19 protein-coding genes are annotated in these 20,240 nt (G+C 62.0%); 9 read left to right on the plus strand and 10 right to left on the minus strand.

Going from position 1 to position 20,240, the window contains the following annotated elements; translation table 11 throughout:
• The first annotated feature begins 5 nt into the window (after positions 1 to 5).
• Genes secD through FGD77_RS10065 form a run of 8 tightly spaced genes read left to right on the plus strand, consistent with a single transcriptional unit; the run spans position 6 to position 6,520 of the window.
• A complete protein-coding gene (gene secD / locus FGD77_RS10030) occupies positions 6 to 2,639 on the plus strand; it encodes a protein translocase subunit SecD (RefSeq protein WP_255009108.1) in 2,634 nt (877 codons plus the stop codon).
• Positions 2,632 to 3,384, plus strand: coding sequence for a sulfite exporter TauE/SafE family protein (locus FGD77_RS10035; RefSeq protein WP_255009110.1), 753 nt, complete (start codon positions 2,632 to 2,634; stop codon positions 3,382 to 3,384). Before secD ends, FGD77_RS10035 begins: the two co-directional genes overlap by 8 nt.
• 23 nt (positions 3,385 to 3,407) lie before the next feature.
• The gene (locus FGD77_RS10040) at positions 3,408 to 3,761 is read left to right on the plus strand and encodes an Mth938-like domain-containing protein (RefSeq protein ID WP_255009111.1); all 354 of its coding nucleotides are present in this window, start codon (positions 3,408 to 3,410) and stop codon (positions 3,759 to 3,761) included.
• A 48-nt stretch (positions 3,762 to 3,809) separates the two neighbouring features.
• Positions 3,810 to 4,427, plus strand: coding sequence for a heme ABC exporter ATP-binding protein CcmA (gene ccmA / locus FGD77_RS10045; RefSeq protein WP_255009112.1), 618 nt, complete (start codon positions 3,810 to 3,812; stop codon positions 4,425 to 4,427).
• A complete protein-coding gene (gene ccmB / locus FGD77_RS10050) occupies positions 4,424 to 5,080 on the plus strand; it encodes a heme exporter protein CcmB (RefSeq protein WP_255009113.1) in 657 nt (218 codons plus the stop codon). The genes ccmA and ccmB overlap by 4 nt, the downstream gene beginning before the upstream one ends.
• Before the next feature lie 21 nt (positions 5,081 to 5,101).
• Positions 5,102 to 5,833: a heme ABC transporter permease gene (locus FGD77_RS10055; protein ID WP_255009115.1), complete on the plus strand. Its 732-nt coding sequence runs from the start codon at positions 5,102 to 5,104 to the stop codon at positions 5,831 to 5,833.
• On the plus strand, positions 5,833 to 5,988 hold the full coding sequence (gene ccmD, locus FGD77_RS10060; protein ID WP_369682717.1) for a heme exporter protein CcmD: 156 nt from the start codon (positions 5,833 to 5,835) through the stop codon (positions 5,986 to 5,988). Before FGD77_RS10055 ends, ccmD begins: the two co-directional genes overlap by 1 nt.
• A complete protein-coding gene (locus FGD77_RS10065; protein ID WP_255009121.1) occupies positions 5,981 to 6,520 on the plus strand; it encodes a DsbE family thiol:disulfide interchange protein in 540 nt (179 codons plus the stop codon). Before ccmD ends, FGD77_RS10065 begins: the two co-directional genes overlap by 8 nt.
• A 66-nt stretch (positions 6,521 to 6,586) precedes the next feature.
• Here FGD77_RS10065 and acnA read toward each other — a convergent pair whose 3' ends face one another.
• Positions 6,587 to 9,367, minus strand: coding sequence for an aconitate hydratase AcnA (acnA, locus tag FGD77_RS10070; protein WP_255009123.1), 2,781 nt, complete (start codon positions 9,365 to 9,367; stop codon positions 6,587 to 6,589).
• 319 nt (positions 9,368 to 9,686) lie between these two features.
• Between acnA and FGD77_RS10075 the strand changes: the two genes are divergently transcribed.
• Complete coding sequence (locus FGD77_RS10075) at positions 9,687 to 10,397, plus strand: thioredoxin family protein (RefSeq protein ID WP_255009125.1); 711 nt, start codon at positions 9,687 to 9,689, stop codon at positions 10,395 to 10,397.
• On the opposite strand, the gene FGD77_RS10080 is transcribed toward FGD77_RS10075, so the two are convergent.
• From FGD77_RS10080 to FGD77_RS10120, 9 genes are all read right to left on the minus strand, one after another.
• Positions 10,389 to 11,351 carry a lysophospholipid acyltransferase family protein gene (locus FGD77_RS10080; RefSeq protein WP_255009128.1) on the minus strand — a complete coding sequence of 321 codons (963 nt, stop codon included), beginning with the start codon at positions 11,349 to 11,351 and terminating at the stop codon, positions 10,389 to 10,391. The genes FGD77_RS10075 and FGD77_RS10080 overlap by 9 nt on opposite strands.
• 122 nt (positions 11,352 to 11,473) lie before the next feature.
• On the minus strand, positions 11,474 to 12,553 hold the full coding sequence (locus tag FGD77_RS10085; protein ID WP_255009131.1) for a flagellar motor switch protein FliG: 1,080 nt from the start codon (positions 12,551 to 12,553) through the stop codon (positions 11,474 to 11,476).
• Between the two features lie 92 nt (positions 12,554 to 12,645).
• A complete protein-coding gene (locus FGD77_RS10090) occupies positions 12,646 to 12,804 on the minus strand; it encodes an adenylosuccinate lyase (protein WP_255009133.1) in 159 nt (52 codons plus the stop codon).
• A 77-nt stretch (positions 12,805 to 12,881) separates the two neighbouring features.
• Positions 12,882 to 14,186, minus strand: a complete 1,305-nt coding sequence (purB, locus tag FGD77_RS10095) for an adenylosuccinate lyase (protein WP_255009135.1) — start codon at positions 14,184 to 14,186, stop codon at positions 12,882 to 12,884.
• Positions 14,187 to 14,257: 71 nt separating this feature from the next.
• Positions 14,258 to 15,469 carry a bifunctional alpha/beta hydrolase/OsmC family protein gene (locus FGD77_RS10100; RefSeq protein ID WP_255009136.1) on the minus strand — a complete coding sequence of 404 codons (1,212 nt, stop codon included), beginning with the start codon at positions 15,467 to 15,469 and terminating at the stop codon, positions 14,258 to 14,260.
• Positions 15,470 to 15,565: 96 nt separating this feature from the next.
• Positions 15,566 to 16,906, minus strand: coding sequence for a dimethylsulfonioproprionate lyase DddP (dddP, locus tag FGD77_RS10105; RefSeq protein ID WP_255009137.1), 1,341 nt, complete (start codon positions 16,904 to 16,906; stop codon positions 15,566 to 15,568).
• Between the two features lie 171 nt (positions 16,907 to 17,077).
• Complete coding sequence (glnA, locus tag FGD77_RS10110; protein ID WP_255009138.1) at positions 17,078 to 18,484, minus strand: type I glutamate--ammonia ligase; 1,407 nt, start codon at positions 18,482 to 18,484, stop codon at positions 17,078 to 17,080.
• A gap of 29 nt (positions 18,485 to 18,513) precedes the next feature.
• Positions 18,514 to 18,852, minus strand: a complete 339-nt coding sequence (locus tag FGD77_RS10115; RefSeq protein ID WP_108692430.1) for a P-II family nitrogen regulator — start codon at positions 18,850 to 18,852, stop codon at positions 18,514 to 18,516.
• Between the two features lie 652 nt (positions 18,853 to 19,504).
• A complete protein-coding gene (locus FGD77_RS10120; protein ID WP_255009139.1) occupies positions 19,505 to 20,134 on the minus strand; it encodes a response regulator transcription factor in 630 nt (209 codons plus the stop codon).
• Positions 20,135 to 20,240 lie beyond the last annotated feature (106 nt).

Below are 20,240 nucleotides of genomic sequence, written 5' to 3' on the forward strand. Positions count from 1 at the left end.
CCGACATGCTTCAGATCGATCTGTGGAAACGTATTTGTATCTGGGCTGTCGTCGCCTTGGGCGTTCTTCTGGCTCTGCCAAACGGCTTTTACGGACGGGTCGAGGCGCATAACGACGCGGTCAAGGCCGTCGAGATGGGCGCCGATCCCGCGCAGGTGCAGGACGCGCTGGACGCGTGGCCAAACTGGATGCCCAGCGGTCTGGTCAATCTGGGTCTTGATCTGCGCGGCGGTGCGCATCTGCTGGCCGAGGTCAAGGTCGCGGATGTCTATCAGTCCCGGATCGAGGGCATGTGGCCCGCGGTGCGCGATCTTCTGCGCGACAAGCGTGATGAGGTCGGCACGATCCGGCTGGAGCCGACGGACGGCCCCGAACTGGTAGTGCGCCTGAACCAGCGCCCCGAACAGGCGGCGCGCGCGGCCGAACTGGTGCGCGCCCTTGCCAGCCCAGTCGCTAGCCTGACCGGCGCGGGTGCCAACGACATCGAAGTGACGGCACGCGACGGCAGCATTGTCGTGCGCCTGTCCGAGGCCGAACAACGCGCGACCGACGAGCGCACAGTGCGCCAGTCGCTGGAAATCATCCGTCGCCGCATCGACGAGGTCGGCACGCGCGAGCCGACGATCCAGCGTCAGGGCAGCGATCGCATCCTGATTCAGGTTCCCGGCATTGGCAGCGCGACCGAGTTGAAGGACATCATCGGCACCACCGCCCAGTTGACATTCCAACCCGTGGTTGGCCGCGCCTCCTCCGCCGACGAGCGCGCCGGTGCGGGCAATGAGGTTCTGCCCTCCCTCAATGAAGAGGGCGTTTTCTACGTGCTCGAACGTGCGCCGGTCGTCACAGGGGACGAGTTGGTCGATGCCCAGCCCGATTTTGACCAGAACGGGCGGCCCGCCGTTTCGTTCCGCTTCAACCCCACCGGCGCGCGCGCATTCGGCGACTATACAGCGGCCAATATCGGCAGCCCGTTCGCCATCGTTCTGGACAATGAGGTGATCAGCGCCCCCACGATTCAGAGCCATATTCCCGGCGGATCGGGCATCATCACCGGCAATTTCAACGTTGAGGAAAGCACCAATCTGGCCGTCCTCTTGCGGGCCGGCGCGCTGCCTGCGGGCCTTGAATTCCTCGAAGAGCGCACGGTTGGCCCGGAACTGGGCGCCGACAGCATCGAAGCCGGCAAGGTGGCCAGCATGGTCGCCTTCGCGCTGGTGCTGGTGTTCATGTTTGCCAGCTACGGCCTGTTCGGCCTCTTCGCCAATATCGCGCTGATCGTCAATGTGGCCATGGTGTTTGGCCTGCTCAGCCTGATCGGCGCCACGCTGACGCTGCCGGGTATTGCGGGCATCGTGCTGACCATTGGCATGGCGGTGGACGCCAACGTTCTGATTTTCGAGCGTATCCGCGAGGAAATGAAGACGGCCAAGGGCGCCGCCCGCGCGATCGAGCGGGGCTATGAAAAGGCGCTGAGCGCGATTGTGGACGCTAACATCACCACGCTGATCACCGCGATCATCCTTTTTGCGATGGGCAGCGGTCCGGTGCGCGGATTCGCGATCACGCTGGGGCTTGGTATTCTGACCTCGGTCTTCACCGCCATCTTCGTCACCCGCCTGATCACCATCATGTGGTTCGAGCGCAAACGCCCCAAAACCGTGTTGCAGGGCCGCTATCTGAAGCTGGTCAAGCAGCATACAAGCGTCAATTTCTTTCGCCGCTGGAAGCTGTCCATCGGCGTTTCGGTGCTGCTGATTGCCGTGGCGTGCTTTTCTTTCTTTGCGCAGGGTCTGAATTTCGGCATCGACTTCAAGGGCGGCACGACCATCCGCACCCAAAGCGCGCAGGTCGTCGACATCGGCGACTATCGCGGCGCGATGCAGGATCTGGGGCTGGGCGATATCAGCATCACCGAAGTGTTCGACCCCACCTTTGGACCAGATGAAAACGTGGCGATGATCCGGATACAGGCGCAGGACGATGCCGAAGCGGTGACACCTGAAATCATCGCCGCCGTCGAGGCCGCGTTGCAAGTGGTCGTGCCGGATATCCAGTTCAAATCGGTCGAAAGCGTCGGGCCAAAAGTGTCTGGCGAACTGATCACGACGGCGGCCATCGCGGTGCTTCTCGCCATGGCGGCGGTGTTGATCTACATCTGGCTGCGGTTCGAATGGCAGTTTGCGGTCGGGGCGGTCGTCGCGCTGGTGCATGACGTGATCCTGACCATCGGCGTCTTCTCCGAGGTGCAGTTGCAGTTCGATCTGGCGACTATCGCGGCGCTTTTGACCATCGTGGGCTATTCGCTGAACGATACCGTCATCGTATTCGACCGCGTCAGGGAAAACCTGCGCAAGTACAAAACGATGCCGTTGGCCGAGGTTTTGAACATGTCGATCAACGAAACTCTCAGCCGCACGATCATGACGTCCTTTACCACGATGCTGGCGCTTCTGGCGCTCTACTTCCTGGGCGGGGATGTCATTCGTGGCTTTGTCTTTGCCATGATGTGGGGCATCGTCGTGGGGACGTACAGTTCGATCTTCGTCGCTTCGACCTGCCTGCTGTGGATGGGGGTGAAGCGCGACTGGACCAAGCCCGATTCCAATGCGGGGAACCAGTTCGCCAACGTCGATGCCTGACGCCCTACTGGCGGCACTGGCGCTGCCGGGGGTCTGGTGGCTGGCCGCGACGCTCGCTGTGGCGGGGGTTGTGCGCGGGTTCACCGGCTTTGGCTCGGCCCTGATCTTCGTGCCGGTCGCGGGGATGTTCCTGCCCCCGGTCCATGTCATCGCGATCATCGCATTGGTCGAGGTGGCCAGCATCGCGGCACTGGTGCCGCGCGCATGGAACCATGCGGATCGCAGGCAGGTGGGCCTGCTGGTTCTTGCCGCGTTGCCCACTGTTCCCCTGGGCCTGATGGTGATGGAGGCGCTGGACGCGGTCGTCGTGCGCTGGATCGTCGCCATCTTTGCCGGCGGCACACTGATCGCGCTGATGTCAGGCTGGCATTTCAAGCGCAGCATTACCCTGCCCATGGTGCTGGCTATCGGCGCCGCCGCCGGGTTTCTGGGTGGCATGACCGGGCTGACCGGGCCGGTCGTGGTGCTGTTCTACCTCGCTGGCGGACGGGCGGCGCAAACGGTGCGCGCCAACACGATCCTGTTCCTTGGCGCGCTGGATGTGGTGATCGCGGCCAATCTGCTGCTGCGCGGCCTGGCCGATATTTCGATCCTGTGGCTGGGCGCGGTGCTGGCCGTGCCCTACTTCCTTAGTATGATGGCCGGTCAGGCCCTGTTTCATCCCGCGCACGAGCGTCTGTATCGCCGCGCGGCGCTGACAGTCATCGCGCTGGCGGTGGCCACCGGCCTGCCGATCTGGACGTGATCCACAGCAAAAGGAGTGCAGACATGCAGTTGAACGAAGTCACCTTTGCCGAGGCCACCCCGATTGACGGCTACGGCCCCGGTTTTTTCCGCGTCGGTGGCACCGTCATCAAAGGCGCGGCGCTGGTCACGGAATCTGGCGCGCGCGGCTGGGGCGGGTTCGACGATTCGCAGCCTCTCTTGGATCTGGTGGGCGACATTGATGTCCTCTTTGTCGGCACGGGCGCCGAAATCGCGCATATCCCCGCGTCACTGCGCAGCGCGCTGGAGGCGGCGGGGCTGGGGGTAGAAACCATGAGCTCGCCCGCGGCCTGTCGCACCTATAATGTGCTGCTGTCCGAGGGCCGCCGCGTCGCGGCGGCCGTTCTGGCAGTGTGACGAACGGTGCCGCTTCCCCCCTTGCGCGGTTTGCGCTAAGCGTTGCGCATGTCGCTATCCGCCCATAACCTAAGCGTCTCGCGCGGCGGCATTGCCGTGCTGGAGGGGCTGAGTTTTACGCTCGCCCCCGGCCGCGCGCTGATCCTGCGCGGGCCGAACGGCGCGGGCAAGACGACGCTGCTGCGCACTTTGGCCGGGTTGCAACCACCCCTGCGCGGCCACGTCGAGGCGCCGCCCGAAACACTGGTCTACGCCGGCCATGCCGATGGTATCAAAAGCGCGCTGAGCGCCTATGAAAATCTGTCGTTCTGGTCCGATATCTTCGGTGGCGGTGACGTGCGCGCCGCAATGGCCACCTATCAGTTGGAGGGGCTGGCAGACCGCCCCGCAGGGGCGCTGTCGGCGGGGCAAAAACGGCGCCTTGGCCTTGCGCGTTTGATCGTTGCGCGCCGCAGCGTGTGGCTGCTGGACGAACCGACGGTATCGCTGGACGCACAGGCCACCGCACTATTCGCAAGCGCCGTGCGCACCCATCTGGGCGCCGGGGGATCGGCGATCATGGCCACGCATATCGATCTCGGCCTGGATGAGGCCGCAACGCTGGAACTCACCCCGTTCAGGGCGCGCGCCGCCGCGCTGGACAGCTTTGACGAGGCATTTTTGTGAGGGCGGTCCTGATCCGCGATCTGCGCCTTGCCATGCGGGCAGGGGGCGGGTTTGGCCTTGGCCTTGCGTTTTTCCTGATCGTCGTGGTTCTGGTGCCTTTCGCGGTCGGCCCGCGCGCCGACCTGCACCGTGTCATCGCACCGGGCATCCTGTGGCTGGGCGCGCTGCTGGCGTGTCTTTTGTCGCTGGACCGGGTTTTTGCGCTGGATTACGAGGATGGCTCGCTCGACCTTTTGGCGACGGCCCCGCTGCCGCTGGAGGCGCTGGTCAGCCTCAAGGCACTGGCGCATTGGCTGACGACGGGCCTGCCGCTGGTGTTGGCCGCGCCGTTTCTTGCGGTTCTGCTGACCCTGCCGCCCCCCGGATACGCACCGCTGCTGCTGTCCCTCGCGGTTGGCACGCCGGCCCTCAGCGTCATCGGCACTTTCGGCGCGGCGCTGACCGTGGGGGTCAAGCGCGGCGGTCTGCTGCTGTCGCTGCTGGTGCTGCCGCTCTATGTGCCGACGCTGATCTTTGGCGCCGAGGCGGCACGGCGCGGGGCCGAGGGGCTGGATTACACCGCGCCGCTGGCAATGCTGGCCGGCATCACCTGCGGCACTATCGCGCTCTTGCCCTTCGCCTCGGCTGCGGTAGTAAGGGTCAACCTGCGCTAAACACATCTTCAAGGGACAATCATGGCCTCGCTCTGGGAATACGCCAATCCGCGCAAGTTCATCGCCACGTCGGACCGTGTCCTGCCGTGGATCGGTGCGCTGGCGTTGATCTGCCTTGTTCTGGGCCTTGTCTGGGGGTTTTTCTTCACCCCCGAGGATTACCGTCAGGGCGCCAGTGTCAAGATCATCTACCTGCACGTCCCCGCCGCCCTGATGGCAATCAACGCGTGGCTGATGATGCTGGTCGCGTCGCTGATCTGGATCGTGCGGCGCCACCATGTCAGCGCCTTGGCCGCCCGCGCCGCCGCGCCCGTCGGCGCGGTGATGACGGTGATCGCGCTGGTGACCGGCGCGCTCTGGGGTCAGCCGATCTGGGGCACGTGGTGGGTCTGGGATCCGCGCCTGACGTCGTTCCTGATCCTGCTGCTGTTCTATCTGGGCTACATTGCCCTGTGGGCCGCGATCGAAAATGACGATACCGCCGCCGATCTGACATCGGTCCTGTGCCTCGTCGGGTCGGTGTTCGCCTTGCTCAGCCGCTATGCGGTGCTGTTCTGGAATCAGGGCCTGCATCAGGGCGCCTCGCTGAGTCTGGACAAGCAGGAGAACGTCGACGACGTGTTCTACCTGCCGCTATTGGTGTGCATCGCCGGGTTTGTGCTGCTGTTCGTGGCGCTGGTCCTTTTGCGCACGCAAACGGAGATCAGGGCGCGGCGCATGCGGGCGTTGCTGGCCCGCGAAAGGATGGGATGATGCCCGAACTGGGAAAATACGCTTTCGCCGTGCTGTCATCCTACGGGATTTCGGTCGCGATCCTTGCCGCGCTGTGCGCGCTCAGCCTGATGCGCGCACGCCGGATGCGGCACGAACTGGCAGTGCTTGAGCAAAGGATGCGGCGCAATGGCTAGGGTTTCACCTTTTATGATCGCGCCGCCGGTGATCTTTGCCTGTCTGGCGGGGCTGTTCTACGTTGGCATGCAACGCGGCGATCCGGGGGCATTGCCGTCGGTGTTCATCGGCCAGCCCGCACCGGCGGTGCCGGACAAGCCGCTTGAGGGGCGAACGCTGCTGACCGATGCCGATCTGCGCAGTGGTGACATCACCATCGTCAATTTCTGGGCCAGCTGGTGCCCGCCCTGCCGGGCCGAGCATCCGCAGCTGGAAGCGTTGAGCGCCGAAGGTCTGCGCGTCGCGGGCGTGAACTTCAAGGATGATGCCGGGCAGGCGAATAGCTATCTGCAAGACGAAGGCGACCCGTTCTTTGCTCTCGGGTTCGATCCCAAGGGTAGCAGCGCCATCGACTGGGGTGTGACCGCGCCGCCCGAGACGTTCATCGTGGATGGTGACGGCACGGTCCTTTTCCGCTTTGCCGGACCGCTGGTCGGCAGCGATTACGAGCAACGTTTTCGCCCCGCATTGGACAAGGCACTGAGCAGATAAAAAACGCCCGCTGGCCAAGGCCGCGGGCGTTTCTCATTTCAGTGCCGCGACACTACGCAGCGTGGGTCAGACGGATTTCGCCAGATCGCGCAGCACATAGTTCAGCACGCCGCCGTTTTCGACATACTCGATCTCGATCGCGGTATCGATCCTGCACTTGAGGGTGATTTCCTTCGTGGTGCCGTCCTCCATCGTGATCGTGCAGGGCATTTCAGCTTGCGGTTTGATTTGGCCAAGGCCCTTGATCGTCACGCTTTCCTTGCCTGTCAAACCCAGCGATTTGCGGGTGTCGCCGCCCGTGAATTCGAACGGGACGACGCCCATTCCGACCAGGTTGGAGCGGTGGATGCGCTCGAAATCCTCGGCGATGACCGCGCGCACGCCCAAGAGAGCCGTCCCCTTGGCCGCCCAGTCGCGCGAGGAACCGGCGCCGTATTGCACACCCGCAAAGATGACCAGCGGCGTGCCGTTCTTTTCATGGGCCATGGCCGCGTCAAAGATCGACATCTGCTCGCCATCGGGGCCGACGGTGTAACCGCCTTCGACATTGTCCAGCATCTCGTTGCGGATGCGGATATTGGCGAAGGTGCCGCGCATCATCACTTCGTGGTTGCCGCGCCGCGACCCGTAGGAGTTGAACTCGCGCACCGGGACCTGGCGATCGCGCAGGTACTGGCCCGCAGGGGTGCTTTCCTTGAAGCTGCCGGCCGGGCTGATGTGGTCGGTCGTCACCATGTCACCCAAAAGGGCGAGAATGCGCGCACCTTCGATATCTTCAATCCTGCCCGGATCCTTGGGCATGTTTTGGAAGTAGGGCGGGTTCTGGACGTAGGTCGATTCCGGCGGCCAGTCATAGGTCTCGCCCTCGGAGGTTTCGACCGCCTGCCATTTGTCGTCACCCTTGAAGACGTCGGCATATTTCGACTGAAACGCCTCGCGGGTGACGGTTTTCTCGACCAGCGCGTTGATCTCGGCGCTGCTGGGCCAGATGTCCTTCAGATAGACGTCATTGCCGTCCTTGTCCTGCCCCAGCGGGGCGCTGGCGATGTCTACATTCATGTCGCCGATCAGCGCGTAGGCGACGACCAGCGGCGGGCTGGCCAGATAGTTGGCCCGGACATCGGGGCTGATCCGGCCCTCGAAGTTGCGGTTGCCCGACAGCACAGAGACGCCGATCAGGTCGTTCTCGGCGATTGTCTTCGAGATCGCAGGCTCCAGCGGGCCCGAGTTGCCGATACAAGTGGTGCAGCCATAGCCAACAAGGTTGAAGCCGATGGCGTCCAGATCCTCCTGCAATCCGGCAGCTTCCAGGTATTCGCTGACCACCTGACTGCCGGGGGCAAGGCTGGTCTTCACCCAGGGCTTGCGGTTCAGGCCCAGCTCACGTGCCTTGCGCGCGACCAGGCCCGCGCCGATCATTACATAGGGGTTCGAGGTGTTTGTGCAGGAGGTGATCGATGCGATCACGATGCTGCCGTCATGCAACTCATAAGGATCGTCGCCGTTGACGCTGTCCACAACGCCGCGGCGATGATGGCCCGCATCCCCGGGAATGTCACACGGCGCGGTCGGGCCGCCTTCGCTTTCCCAACGATCCTTCTGCTTTTCGGGGGCCTTTTCGGCACTGCGCTGACCTTTGATGTAGTCGTGAAAGGCCACCGCCGCGCGGTCGAGCGCGATGTAATCCTGCGGACGCTTGGGGCCAGAGATCGCCGGAACGATGGTGCCCATATCCAGATGCAGCGTATCGGTGTAGATTGGCGCGTAGTTTTCATCCCGCCAGAGGCCGTTTTCCTTGGCGTAGGCTTCGACCAGGGCGATGCGATCCTTGTCGCGACCGGTGTTGGTCAGGTAGCGCAGCGTTTCGGAATCGATCGGGAAAAACCCGCAGGTCGCGCCGTATTCCGGCGCCATGTTGGCGATGGTCGCGCGGTCGGCCAGCGGCAGGTTATCCAGACCTTCGCCGTAGAACTCGACGAATTTGCTCACCACGCCCTTTTCGCGCAGCATCTCGACCACTTTCAGCACGAGGTCCGTGCCGGTCGTGCCCTCGGTCATCCTTCCGGTCAGTTCGAACCCGACGACCTCGGGGATCAGCATCGAAATGGGCTGGCCCAGCATGGCCGCCTCTGCCTCGATCCCGCCGACGCCCCAGCCGAGGACGGCGACGCCGTTGACCATCGTCGTGTGGCTGTCGGTGCCGACGAGCGTATCGGGATAGGCGACTTCTTCGCCATTCTGGTCGGCGTCGGTCCAGACGGTCTGGGCCAGATATTCCAGGTTCACCTGATGGCAGATGCCGGTGCCGGGCGGGACGACGCGGAAGTTGTTGAATGCGCCCTGACCCCATTTCAGGAATTGGTACCGCTCCATGTTGCGTTCGTATTCGCGGTCAACGTTCATCTGAAACGCGCGTGGATTGCCGAATTCATCGATCATCACCGAGTGGTCGATCACCAGATCGACGGGGTTCAGCGGATTGATCTGCTGTGCCTTGCCGCCCAGGGCGACAATCCCGTCGCGCATCGCGGCCAGATCGACGACGGCCGGAACGCCTGTGAAGTCCTGCATCAAAACGCGCGCCGGACGATAGGCGATTTCGCGCGGATTTTTTCCGCCTTTCTCCGCCCATTCCGAAAATGCCCTGATGTCATCCAAGGTGACAGTCTTGTCATCCTCAAAGCGCAGCATGTTCTCCAGCACCACCTTGAGCGCGGCAGGAAGGCGGCTGAAATCCCCAAGACCGGCCTCTTCGGCGGCTTTGACTGAGTAAAAGGCGACCGTTTGGTCACCGGATTTCAACGTCTTGCGTGTCTTGGCGGAATCATGTCCCACATTGATTGGCATCTGGCTGTCCTTTCGGGTCACTGGCGTTATGCAGGGGTGCGGCTACGATATCATGGGTAAACGTTTCAGTCAGACCATTCGTTGCAATCGCATTCCTTGGCGCCCTGTCTGAATATGCGGACAGCGCGCCATATCGTTGTTTTCCTACTTCTGACGCATTTCAAATCGGCTATCAAGGGCCAAGCGCGCTTTTGTATACTATCGCACACCGAAATATGGGCGCTTTGTACCCCGTGATCACTGACGAAACCTTGATTGGTGTTTCAGGACGCGCCTGCCTACGTTCAGACCATCCCAAGTGGCAAGTGGAGTGGTTTTGATGCGCACAGCCTTTTTTGCGATGATCACTGCGATCCTGTCCGCGCCGACATGGGCCGATTCACAGGGTGATTCACGGGGCGCTCAGCCGGTTCTGGTCGAACTCTTTACCTCGCAGGGGTGTTCGTCCTGCCCGCCGGCCGATGCGTTCATGCATGAATTGGCCGCGCGTGATGATGTGATCGCGCTGGCGCTGCACGTGGATTATTGGGACTATATCTTCAAAGATGTGTTCGGCAAACCCGCGTACACAAAGCGCCAGTATGGGTATGCCGATGCGGCAGGGCGCCGTATGGTCTACACTCCGCAGATGATCATCAATGGCAGCGACGATGTGGTCGGCAACCGTCCGCAAGATGTGAACGCTCTGATCGCGCGCCACCGCGCCGCGCCGCAGACCGTGGCGCTGGACGTGCGACGCGAGAAGGGGCAGATCAACATCACGGCGCGGGCGCTCGCGGTCGGCGGTCAGCCATTGGTGGTCCAGATGGCCCGTTTCATCCCGCGCCAGGACGTCGCAATCAACAGTGGCGAGAATGCGGGGCATGTCTACGCCTATGCAAATATCGTAACGGACCTTCAGGAGTTGGGCCGCTGGGATCCTGCGCAGCCACTGTCGCTGCGCGTGCAGGCCGACGGGGATGCGCCCGTCGTCATCATCCTGCAGCGGCCGGGCTTTGGCGCGGTCGAGGCCGCGGCGCTGCTACGGTAGCGATCTGTCCTGTGGCGGGCCGTCGGGCCGGGCTGCGATGCGGGCCGCGCCAAGGTCGGCCATGTCACCGGTCCCGTCCTTCCACCGTCGATGAATCCAGAACCATTGGTCCATGTGCCTGCGCACCTGCACTTCAAGCCGGGCATTGAAGTCGCGGGTCATTTCGACCGGATCGCCATGGGGGATCGGCTCTTCGACATGAATGTCGAAGTCCAGACCGTTGTCGCGCCGGATGCCCCAGACCGGAACCAGAGGGGCGTCAAATTTCAGGGCCAGCTCGGCGGTGATCAGCGACGTCAACGCTGGCTGGCCAAAGAAATCGAGCGGCACGCCGCCATGAACATTGAGATCGGTCAGAATGGCCAGAACGCCCCCCCCGCGCAGGTGCTTTGTCATCTGGATCATACCCCGCCGACCCTGCTCGAACATCGGCTGGCTGAGTGCGCCCATCGCCTCGGCGTAATGGGCGTTGAAATAGCGGTTCTTCATCGGGCGATAGAAGCCGCCCATCTCAAAACCCCGCTGCAACATGGCCACCCGCGCGGCATTGAAACTGCCCAGATGGCCGGTGACAAAGATGATCGGCCGCCCGTCAGCGCGCGCCTGTTCGATTGCGGGTAAACCGGGACCACTGACGGGCGAATGGCGGGCGCGGGCAGAGAATTCGTCGGCAGAGTACATTTCCATCATGTTGCGCCCGGCATTGTCGGGAACGGCGCGCATCAGGCGGCGCACTTCTGACTTGGGAAGGTCGGGCAGGACAAGTTCCAGATTTTCGCGCACGCGTCCGGTATAGCCCGCAAGAGGGGCAACGATACGGGCGGTTATCCAGCCAAGGGCCGGTATCCGCCAGCGATACGGCAACAGACCAGCCAAGCCGAGAAGTCCGCGCAGCACCACATTGACCAGATATTCGCCAACGCGTGCGACGACAGGATCCTTCTTGTTGGTCATAGATAACACCGCCGGGTTGTCATGAGCCAGCAGACATAAAGCGCGTGCGCCGCGATCACAAGCCGCACGCCAGGGCGCGTATAGCACTGGCGATGGGCCCGTGGCGCGTTTGCCGCGATCATCTACTCATCGGCGTCTTCGTCTTCGTCGGGTTGGATCAGGGTGATCTCGCCGGAGGCCGCCAGGCGGCGGACGGCGTTGACGACCTGCGTCATTGCCTCCTCGCCATCCTTGGGTTTGACCCGTCCCAACTCCTGCATTTCCTCGCGTAGCCCGTCAGCCATGCGGCGCGACATGTTGTCCAGAAGGAACTCGGCCACGTCGGCCAGATCGCCGGCAGACGCGCCTGTCAAGGCAGTGATCAGCACCGCCCTGTCCACTTCGCGCGTGACCTTTGGCACGTCGATTGGGTTCACGCGGGCAGATACGTGAGCAAAGGTAAAGATAGCGCGCCGCACCTGAGCTGCAAATTTCTGATCTTCGGCGTCCAGACCTGTCAGAACGTCATCGCGCAGGGCCGATGGGGTTGAATTCAGGATTGCCCCTATGCGGTTTGCCGGCCCATCGGCAAAGGCGGTTTCCGGCATGTCGTTCAACTGCGCCGCCAGCGACAGGCCGATCCGGTCCACGGCGCCGGGCGTCACGGCGCTGGTTTGCGAGACGGCGAATGTAACGCGGCGCGCCTTTTCGCCGGGCAGTCGGCTGAGCAAGTCGGCGGCGCGCGGCACGTCCAGCTTGGACAGCATGACGGCGGCGACCTCGGTGCTTTCGGCCAGCACGATGGGCACCAGATCATCAAGGTCGGCAGCGCGGACCTGCTCCCACGGATCGCCGAACTGGCGCACGCCGGCCTCCTTGCGCAGGCGCGCGGCGGTTTGCGGGCTGATCCGACCGTCAAGCGCGGTCAGCGCCCCGGCAACCCCGTGCGGAAACGTCAGGCCCATCCCCTCTAGCTCGGCCGCGAATTCGTCGACGACGGATACCAGCGTGGCGCGGTCGACATATCGCATCGACCCCATTTGCGTGGTCAGGGTGCCTTGGAGGGTGTCGGGCAGATCAGACAACGACACCTCCGCGCCCTCGTTTATCAGGAAGCGTACAATGATCGCCGCCTTCTGCTTGCGCGTGAGGCGGGCAGCTGTTGCGGCAAGGGGGGGCGGCGCCTGCGGCGTGATGCGGGCAAGCGGTGTTGGTTGGCTCATTCCATCCCTCGTTCCGGGCGTTTAGACGATCATAAGCCCGCAAGAGTGAAGAAATGTCTAAAGCGCGAACGCAGCGCGCGATCTTTTGCGCTTTAGCTGCTGATCGGCATGCACGTCTTTGCGTCAGCATCGTAGGTCGTGCCAGCCGCGCAGGTCATGGCCTGCACGTTCTTCTTGCCGTGACCGCACCCCATGGCAAGCGACAGGGTGGGCGCCAGCGTCAGCAGGACAGCGATGGTCAGGATTTTCATTGCGAGGTCTCCTTGTGAAAAGGTGACGTGAAGGTAACCCCGAAGGGCCACCCCCGCCTAATCACTTTTTCAGACCATCAATCGCCAAAGACGCGGGCAAAGATCGTGTCGACATGCTTGGTATGATAGCCCAGATCGAATTTCTCCTCGATCTGTTCGGCTGTCAGGGCCTTCAGCACGTCCGCGTCAGCCAGCAGTTCGGTTTTGAAATCCTTGCCCTCTTCCCAGACTTTCATCGCGTTGCGCTGGACCAGTTTATAGGAATCCTCGCGGCTGACGCCAGCCTGCGTCAGGGCCAGAAGAACGCGCTGCGACATCACCAGGCCGCGGAATTTATGCATGTTGGCCAGCATGTTGTCAGGGTAAATTACCAGCTTGTCCACCAGACCGGTCAGGCGAGCCAGCGCGAAATCCAGCGTGATCGTGGTATCGGGGCCAATGTTGCGCTCGACCGAGGAATGCGAGATGTCGCGCTCGTGCCAGAGGGCCACGTTTTCCATCGCCGGAACCACCGCCATCCGCACAAGGCGGGCGAGGCCGGTCAGGTTTTCGCTCAGCACCGGGTTGCGCTTGTGCGGCATCGCGGACGATCCCTTTTGCCCGGCGCTGAAGAATTCCTCGGCCTCCAGCACTTCGGTGCGCTGCATGTGCCGGATCTCGACCGAGATGTTCTCGATGCTGCTGGCGACGACGCCCAGCGCGGCAAAGAACGCGGCGTGACGGTCGCGCGGGATGACCTGCGTGCTGATCGGCTCGGGCTCTAGCCCCAGTTGCTTGCAGACATGTTCCTCGACCGCGGGGTCGATATTGGCGAAGGTGCCGACGGCACCGGAAATCGCGCCGGTGGCGATTTCGTAGCGGGCCTTTTCGAGGCGGTTCAGGTTGCGGTCCATTTCCGCGTAAAAGCGCGCGAAGGTCAGGCCCATCGTCGTCGGCTCGGCATGGATGCCGTGGCTGCGCCCGATGCGGACTGTATCCTTATGCTCGTAAGCGCGGCGTTTCAGGGCGGCCAGCAGCGCCTTCATATCGTCGATCAGGATGTCGCTGGCGCGCACCAGCTGCACGTTGAAGCAGGTGTCCAGCACGTCCGACGACGTCATTCCCTGATGCACGAAACGCGCGGCGTCGCTGCCGACATGCTCGGCCAGATGGGTGAGAAAGGCGATGACGTCATGCTTGGTCACGGCCTCGATTTCGTCGATGCGCGCGATGTCGAATTCCACGTCCTTTGCCTTCCAGACAGCCTCGGCATTCTCGCGCGGGATGACGCCCAGATCGGCCATGGCGTCGCAGGCATGGGCCTCGATCTCGTACCAGATGCGGAATTTTGTCTGCGGCGACCAGATGGCGACCATTTCGGGGCGGGAATAACGGGGAATCATTTGCGAGGCCTCTGGTTTATGCGGTTGCGCGGGGTTTATCCCGCGCGACGCCCGATGCCAAGCCGGGCGGCTTAGCCAGCCTTGGTAAGGATATGCGACGTGGCCTCCAGCGTGCGGTGCACCGGACATTTGTCGGCGATTTCCAGCAGGCGTTCGCGCTGATCGCTGGTGAGGTCGCCGTCCAGGTAGATGACGCGCGTGAACTGATCAACCTTGGCCGGGCTGGGGGTGTCGGCGTCCTGCGCGTGGACCTTGTCGTGGCAGACATCGACGCGCACATGGTCCAGTGGCCAGCCCTTGCGCCGTGCATACATGCGGATCGTCATCGACGTGCAGGCGCCAAGGCCTGCCGACAGAAACCCATAGGGCGACATGCCGCGATCGGTGCCGCCATAGGCCAGCGGTTCGTCGGCGACGGCATGGTGGCGCGGACCGGAGTTGATGTCCTGCAAGAACCCGTCCGGGTCCGCCTCGGACACGCGCACGATGCCTTCGGGCGCGCCCGGGGGCGGCGCGGGCGGGCTGAGGTCCAGATACCGCGTCGCCCAGGCGGCAATGACCTCGGCGACATATTCGGCATCTTCGGATCGGGTGATCAGGTGGTCCGCGTCGCATAGGGTGACAAAGCTCTTGGGGTGCTTTGCGGCGCCGAAGATCGCGGCGGCATTTTCGATGCCAACGACTTCGTCGCGCGGGGCGTGCATCACCAGAAGGGCGCGTTTGAGCTGCGCAATCTCGGGCGCCAACGCCTCGGCCTTCACGTCCTCGACAAAGGCGCGGCCGATGCGCACGGCGCGCCCGCCCAGATTGACCTCGGCGGACCCATCCGCGGCGATCTCGTCCAGCGCGCCAGCAAAGTTATGCGTCACATGGCCCGGATCGAAGGGCGCGCCAATGGTGGCAACCGCGCGCACCGATGGCAGCCGTCGCGCCACGCGCAGCACTGCCGCACCGCCCAAGGAATGCCCGATCAGCAGGCTGGGCGCCATGCCGCGCGCCTCCAGCGCCTTTGCGGCCAGTTCCAGATCCTCGACATTGCTGGTGAATGTGGTGTTCTCGAACTCGCCCTCGGAATGGCCCAGCCCGGTGAAATCAAAACGCAGCACGGCGATACCCGCCCCCGCCAACCGCGCGGCGATGCGACGGGCGGCCGGGATATCCTTGGAGCAGGTAAAGCAATGGGCAAAGAGGGCGGTGGCCAGATGCGGCCCTTCGGGCAGATCCAGCCGTGCGGCCAGATCGGTGCCGCCGTGTCCGGTGAATGTCAGGCGTTCGGTTGGCATGGGCGCGGTCCTCTCGTGCTGAAACCCGAGAATAGGCACGTCGTGCGCAGGTTGCACCCCTTCGGCATCACTTGTCACGGCAAGGTGACGTCAGCACTATGCCCCCGTCAGCGCCGGATCGAACGGATAGGTCGTCAGGTTCTCATACCCGCCTTCGGTGATCAGCACCTGATCCTCCAGCTTGATCGAAAAATCGCCCCCCTCGGGGCTGATCAGCGCCTCGACGCACAGCGTCATGCCGGGCTCCAGCGGATAGTCGAACGCCCCCGGTACGGCCTGATCGTGATAGGCGACCAGCGGCCATTCATCGCACAGGCCAACGCCGTGCATGAGGCAGCCATATTTGCCACGTTGATACTGGGCATCCAGCCGGTGCGCGCGTTCGGTGATTTCCGGCACGGTGATGCCGGGGCGCAGCAGCTCCATATTGCGCTGAATATGCTCGATGCCGTGCTGCATGGCATAGATCATGTCGGGGCGTGGTTTCGCGTCGCCGATCCACCATGTGCGGCTGATATCGACGCAGATGCCGTAGCTGCCGATCAGATCGGTATCGAACGCCACAATCTCGTTATTCTGTACCAGCCGCCCGCCACATTCCTGAAACCACGGGTTCGTGCGCGGCCCGGAGGTCAGCAGGCGGGTTTCGATCCACTCGCCGCCGCGGCGGATGTTTTCGGCGTGCAGGACGGCCCAGATGTCATCTTCGGACATGTCGCCGCCGGGCACGCCGACGCGGGCGGCGTCCTCCATCGCCTTTACTGCAACCTCGCAGGCATGGGACGCGCAGCGCATGGCACGGATTTCGTCCGGGCCTTTGACGGCGCGGCACTTCTCGGTCAGTTCCTCGCCGGGCAGGATGTCCAGCCCTTGCGCCTCCAGCGCGCGCAAGCCGTGCAGCATGATCTTGTCCACGGCCAGCCGGTTGTTGCCGGGGGCATGTTCAGCCAAGAGAAGGCGCACCTCGTTCGAGAAAACATCGGCGGCCACGTCCACCTTGTCGCCCCGGTCGAAATAAAACAGGTCCGCGCCGCTGCGCTGCTCGCGCACGAGCGGATTGAACTCGCTGAGGAATGGGGAATTTTTATAGTCCCAGATCACCATGTAGCCATCGGCACACAGCAGCACGGCGCGGAACGGGTTATGCGTGTTCCACAACTGCATGTTGGTGCTGTCGGTGGCGTATCGGATGTTCAGCGGGTCGAACACCAGCAGCCCCGCATACCCGCGATCATTGATGAATCGCGTCAGCCGCTCCCACCGATACCGCCGCATTTCCTGTAAATCAGGCAGATCCAGCCCCGCCGCGGCCCACTCGCCGTAAGCCAGCCGCGTCGGCCCGATTTCGACCCTGTCCGCATCGTTCGGGGTGTTGTCGCCCAGCGTGGCGCCGCGGGTGGGATCGATCTTGCGGGTGTCGCGGTAATGCGTGTTCATTGGGCTGCTCCGGCGCTGTGGTTGGGGGCAGCGTGGCGGAGCAGCTAAATTCTGTCGTTTCCGTTTGCGACATGCATGACGGTTTTGCACATGAAGAGCAGAGTGAGTGCCCAGCCCACGAAAAAGAGCGGACGTTTCCGCCCGCTCTCAATTCGCTCCTGGTCGCTGCAATCAGCAGCTGTAGTACATCTGGAATTCCACCGGATGCGGCGTCTGGTCGTATTTCAGCGCCTCGGCCAGTTTCAACGCGACGTAGCCCTCGATCTGGCTTTTGGTGAAGACGTCACCGGCCAGAAGATAGTCGTGATCGGCCTGCAGTGCTTCGATGGCTTCGCGCAGGCTGCCGCAGACTGTGGGGATGCCCTTCAGCTCTTCGGCGGGCAGATCATACAGGTTCTTGTCCATGGCTTCGCCGGGATCGATCTTGTTCTTGATCCCGTCAAGGCCGGCCATCAGCAGCGCCGAGAAGCACAGATAGGGGTTTGCCGCCGGATCGGGAAAACGCGCCTCGACCCGCTTCGCCTTGGGCGATTCGGTCCACGGAATACGCACGCAGCCCGACCGGTTGCGCGCCGAATAGGCCAGCAGAACGGGCGCCTCGAAACCGGGGACCAGCCGCTTGTAACTGTTGGTCGTGGGGTTGGTGAAGCCGTTCAGCGATTTGGCATGCTTCAGGATGCCGCCGATGAACCACAGCGCCTCCTGGCTGAGGTCGGCGTATTTGTCGCCTGCGAACAACGGCTTGCCGTCCTTCCAGATTGACATGTTGACATGCATGCCACTGCCGTTGTCGCCGAAGATGGGCTTGGGCATGAATGTTGCCGACTTGCCATAGGCCTGCGCGACGTTGTGGATCACATATTTGTATTTCATGATCTCGTCGGCCTGCGTCGTCAGCGTGCCAAAGATCAGGCCCAGCTCATGCTGGCAGCTGCCGACTTCGTGGTGATGCTTGTCCACCTTCATGCCGAGGCGCTTCATCGTCGACAGCATTTCGCTGCGGATGTCATGTGCGTCGTCGGTTGGGTTCACCGGGAAATACCCGCCCTTCAGGCCGGGGCGGTGGCCCATGTTGCCCATCTCGTATTCGGTATCCGAATTCCACGAGCCGTCCTGCGCGTCGACCTGGTAGGACACCTTGTTGATGGTGTTGGAGAACCGCACGTCGTCGAACAAGAAGAACTCGGCCTCCGGCCCCATATAGGCCACGTCGCCAATGCCCGACGATTTCAGATAGGCCTCGGCCTTTTCGGCGGTGCCGCGCGGGTCGCGGTCGTAGGGTTCGCCCGTGTCCGGCTCGACCACCGAGCAATGCACGCACAGCGTTTTTTCGGCATAGAACGGATCGATATAGGCGGTATCGGTGTCCATCATCAGCTTCATGTCCGAGGCTTCGATCGACTTCCAGCCGGCGATGGAAGAACCGTCGAACATGAAGCCTTCCTCGATGAAATCCTCGTCGACCAGGTCGACCGCGATGGTCACGTGCTGCAAGGTGCCGCGCGGATCGGTAAAGCGGATGTCGACATATTCGACGCCCTCATCCTTGATGGTGCTCAGCAGGTCAGATGCGCTCATGGTGTGAATTTCCCTTGGATTGGTGTCTGTTACAGCGCGTCCGAGCCGGACTCACCGGTGCGGATGCGGATGGCCTGTTCGACCGGGCTGACGAAAATCTTGCCGTCGCCGATCTTGTCGGTCTTGGCGGCGTCAATGATGGCCTCGATGGCGCCGTCGACCTGATCGTCATCCAGCACCACCTCGATTTTTACCTTGGGCAGGAAATCGACGACATATTCGGCGCCGCGATACAGTTCGGTATGGCCTTTCTGGCGGCCGAATCCCTTGACCTCGATGACGCTCAGGCCTTGGATCCCGGCGTCTTGAAGGGCCTCCTTTACCTCGTCCAGCTTGAACGGTTTGATGATCGCTTCGATCTTTTTCATACCCATGGCTCCTTGGCGCGCGTGATCTTGAGCCGTGTCAAACCACGATTGTTCGCATTGCTCAATCCGGCAGGACGCGGGGCCGGGGGCAGGATATGAAAATAAATCTGCGGTGCCTAAAATTTAAGCGCCAAGCCTGCCAAATGAGCAGAGCAGCGCCCCGAGCCACCGCTGCGCGGTCCTCGCAAATCCGCAGGACGCCGGGGCGATAAAAGGCATGATAGCTTTTCTTCTTGCCCCAACTATCCCCGCCACTGCAAATTTTGCCGCATCACGCGAAGCGCGTACGCCCTGACGTTGCAGCCCTTTTTTGCCAGTGGGCGGAATCCGCCAGAGGCAAAAGGACAGAACCGGAAATTTGCTGTATTCGCAGAGTCACTTGCTGGCGTGCCGCTCTGCGCAAGCGACACACCAACAAGCATTAGATTACTTTTTTCTAAACGTATCTTCGCCGAACCAAACCTTCGGCCCTTCATTGTGAAATGGCAATCGCAAACAGCCTTACTCGTCAGCTAAAATACACCTTTACTCATCGTCCAAAATACATCGCGTATTGGGGCGATAAGACGATTTGGACAATCTACCTGATCCCATCGGTAAAATATACTCGTAGCATTGCCTAGGTAGATTTGCCTATCTCAGAAGGTGGACGCTAACTTGTAAAGGTTTTGGAAACGACGGCGAGATCCACGAGTTCAACAATGGATTTTATTTGCATTTTTTCCAAAATGCGGGCGCGGTGATGATCCACCGTTCGCGGACTTATATCTAGGGCGCGGGCGATCTCCTTGCTGGTGGTATTGGACGGATTGGAAACGATCATTGCCACGATTTCTGTTTCGCGAGACGTGAGGGTTTCCAACTTGATCCGCGCCTGCCGCGCTTTCTCACGGCTTTCGCTCGTTGCTGCGGCAGTTTCCAGCGCCAATCTGATATGTTTAACAAGTATTTCAGTTCGAAAAGGTTTCTCAAGGAAATCTATGGCTCCGGCTTTCATGGCTTGAACTGACTCCGGCACGCCGCCATGGCCTGTGATAAAGATCATTGGTATGGTAAAACCATCGGCGATAAGTTTTTTCTGAAGTTCTAGCCCGGTCATTTCCGGCATCCCATAGTCCAGGATGATACACCCCGAAATACTGGAATCATGCGCGTCCAGAAAATCCTTGGCAGACGCAAATGCCAGCACGTCAAACCCACGCTTGGTCAAGGCGCGCGATAGGGACGAGCGAATATCGCCGTCATCATCAATGATATAGACCGTCGGTTCAGTTTCGGGCATCAAAACAGTTCCCTTTATCTTGAGAGCTCAACGCATCGCGACAGGTGGTATTTGCACCGACTCTCTTACGCGGGTTTTGTAGGAAAGAAACAATTGTGATGTGCTG

It is taken from the genome of Roseovarius sp. M141, assembly GCF_024355225.1.
GTDB lineage: Bacteria > Pseudomonadota > Alphaproteobacteria > Rhodobacterales > Rhodobacteraceae > Roseovarius.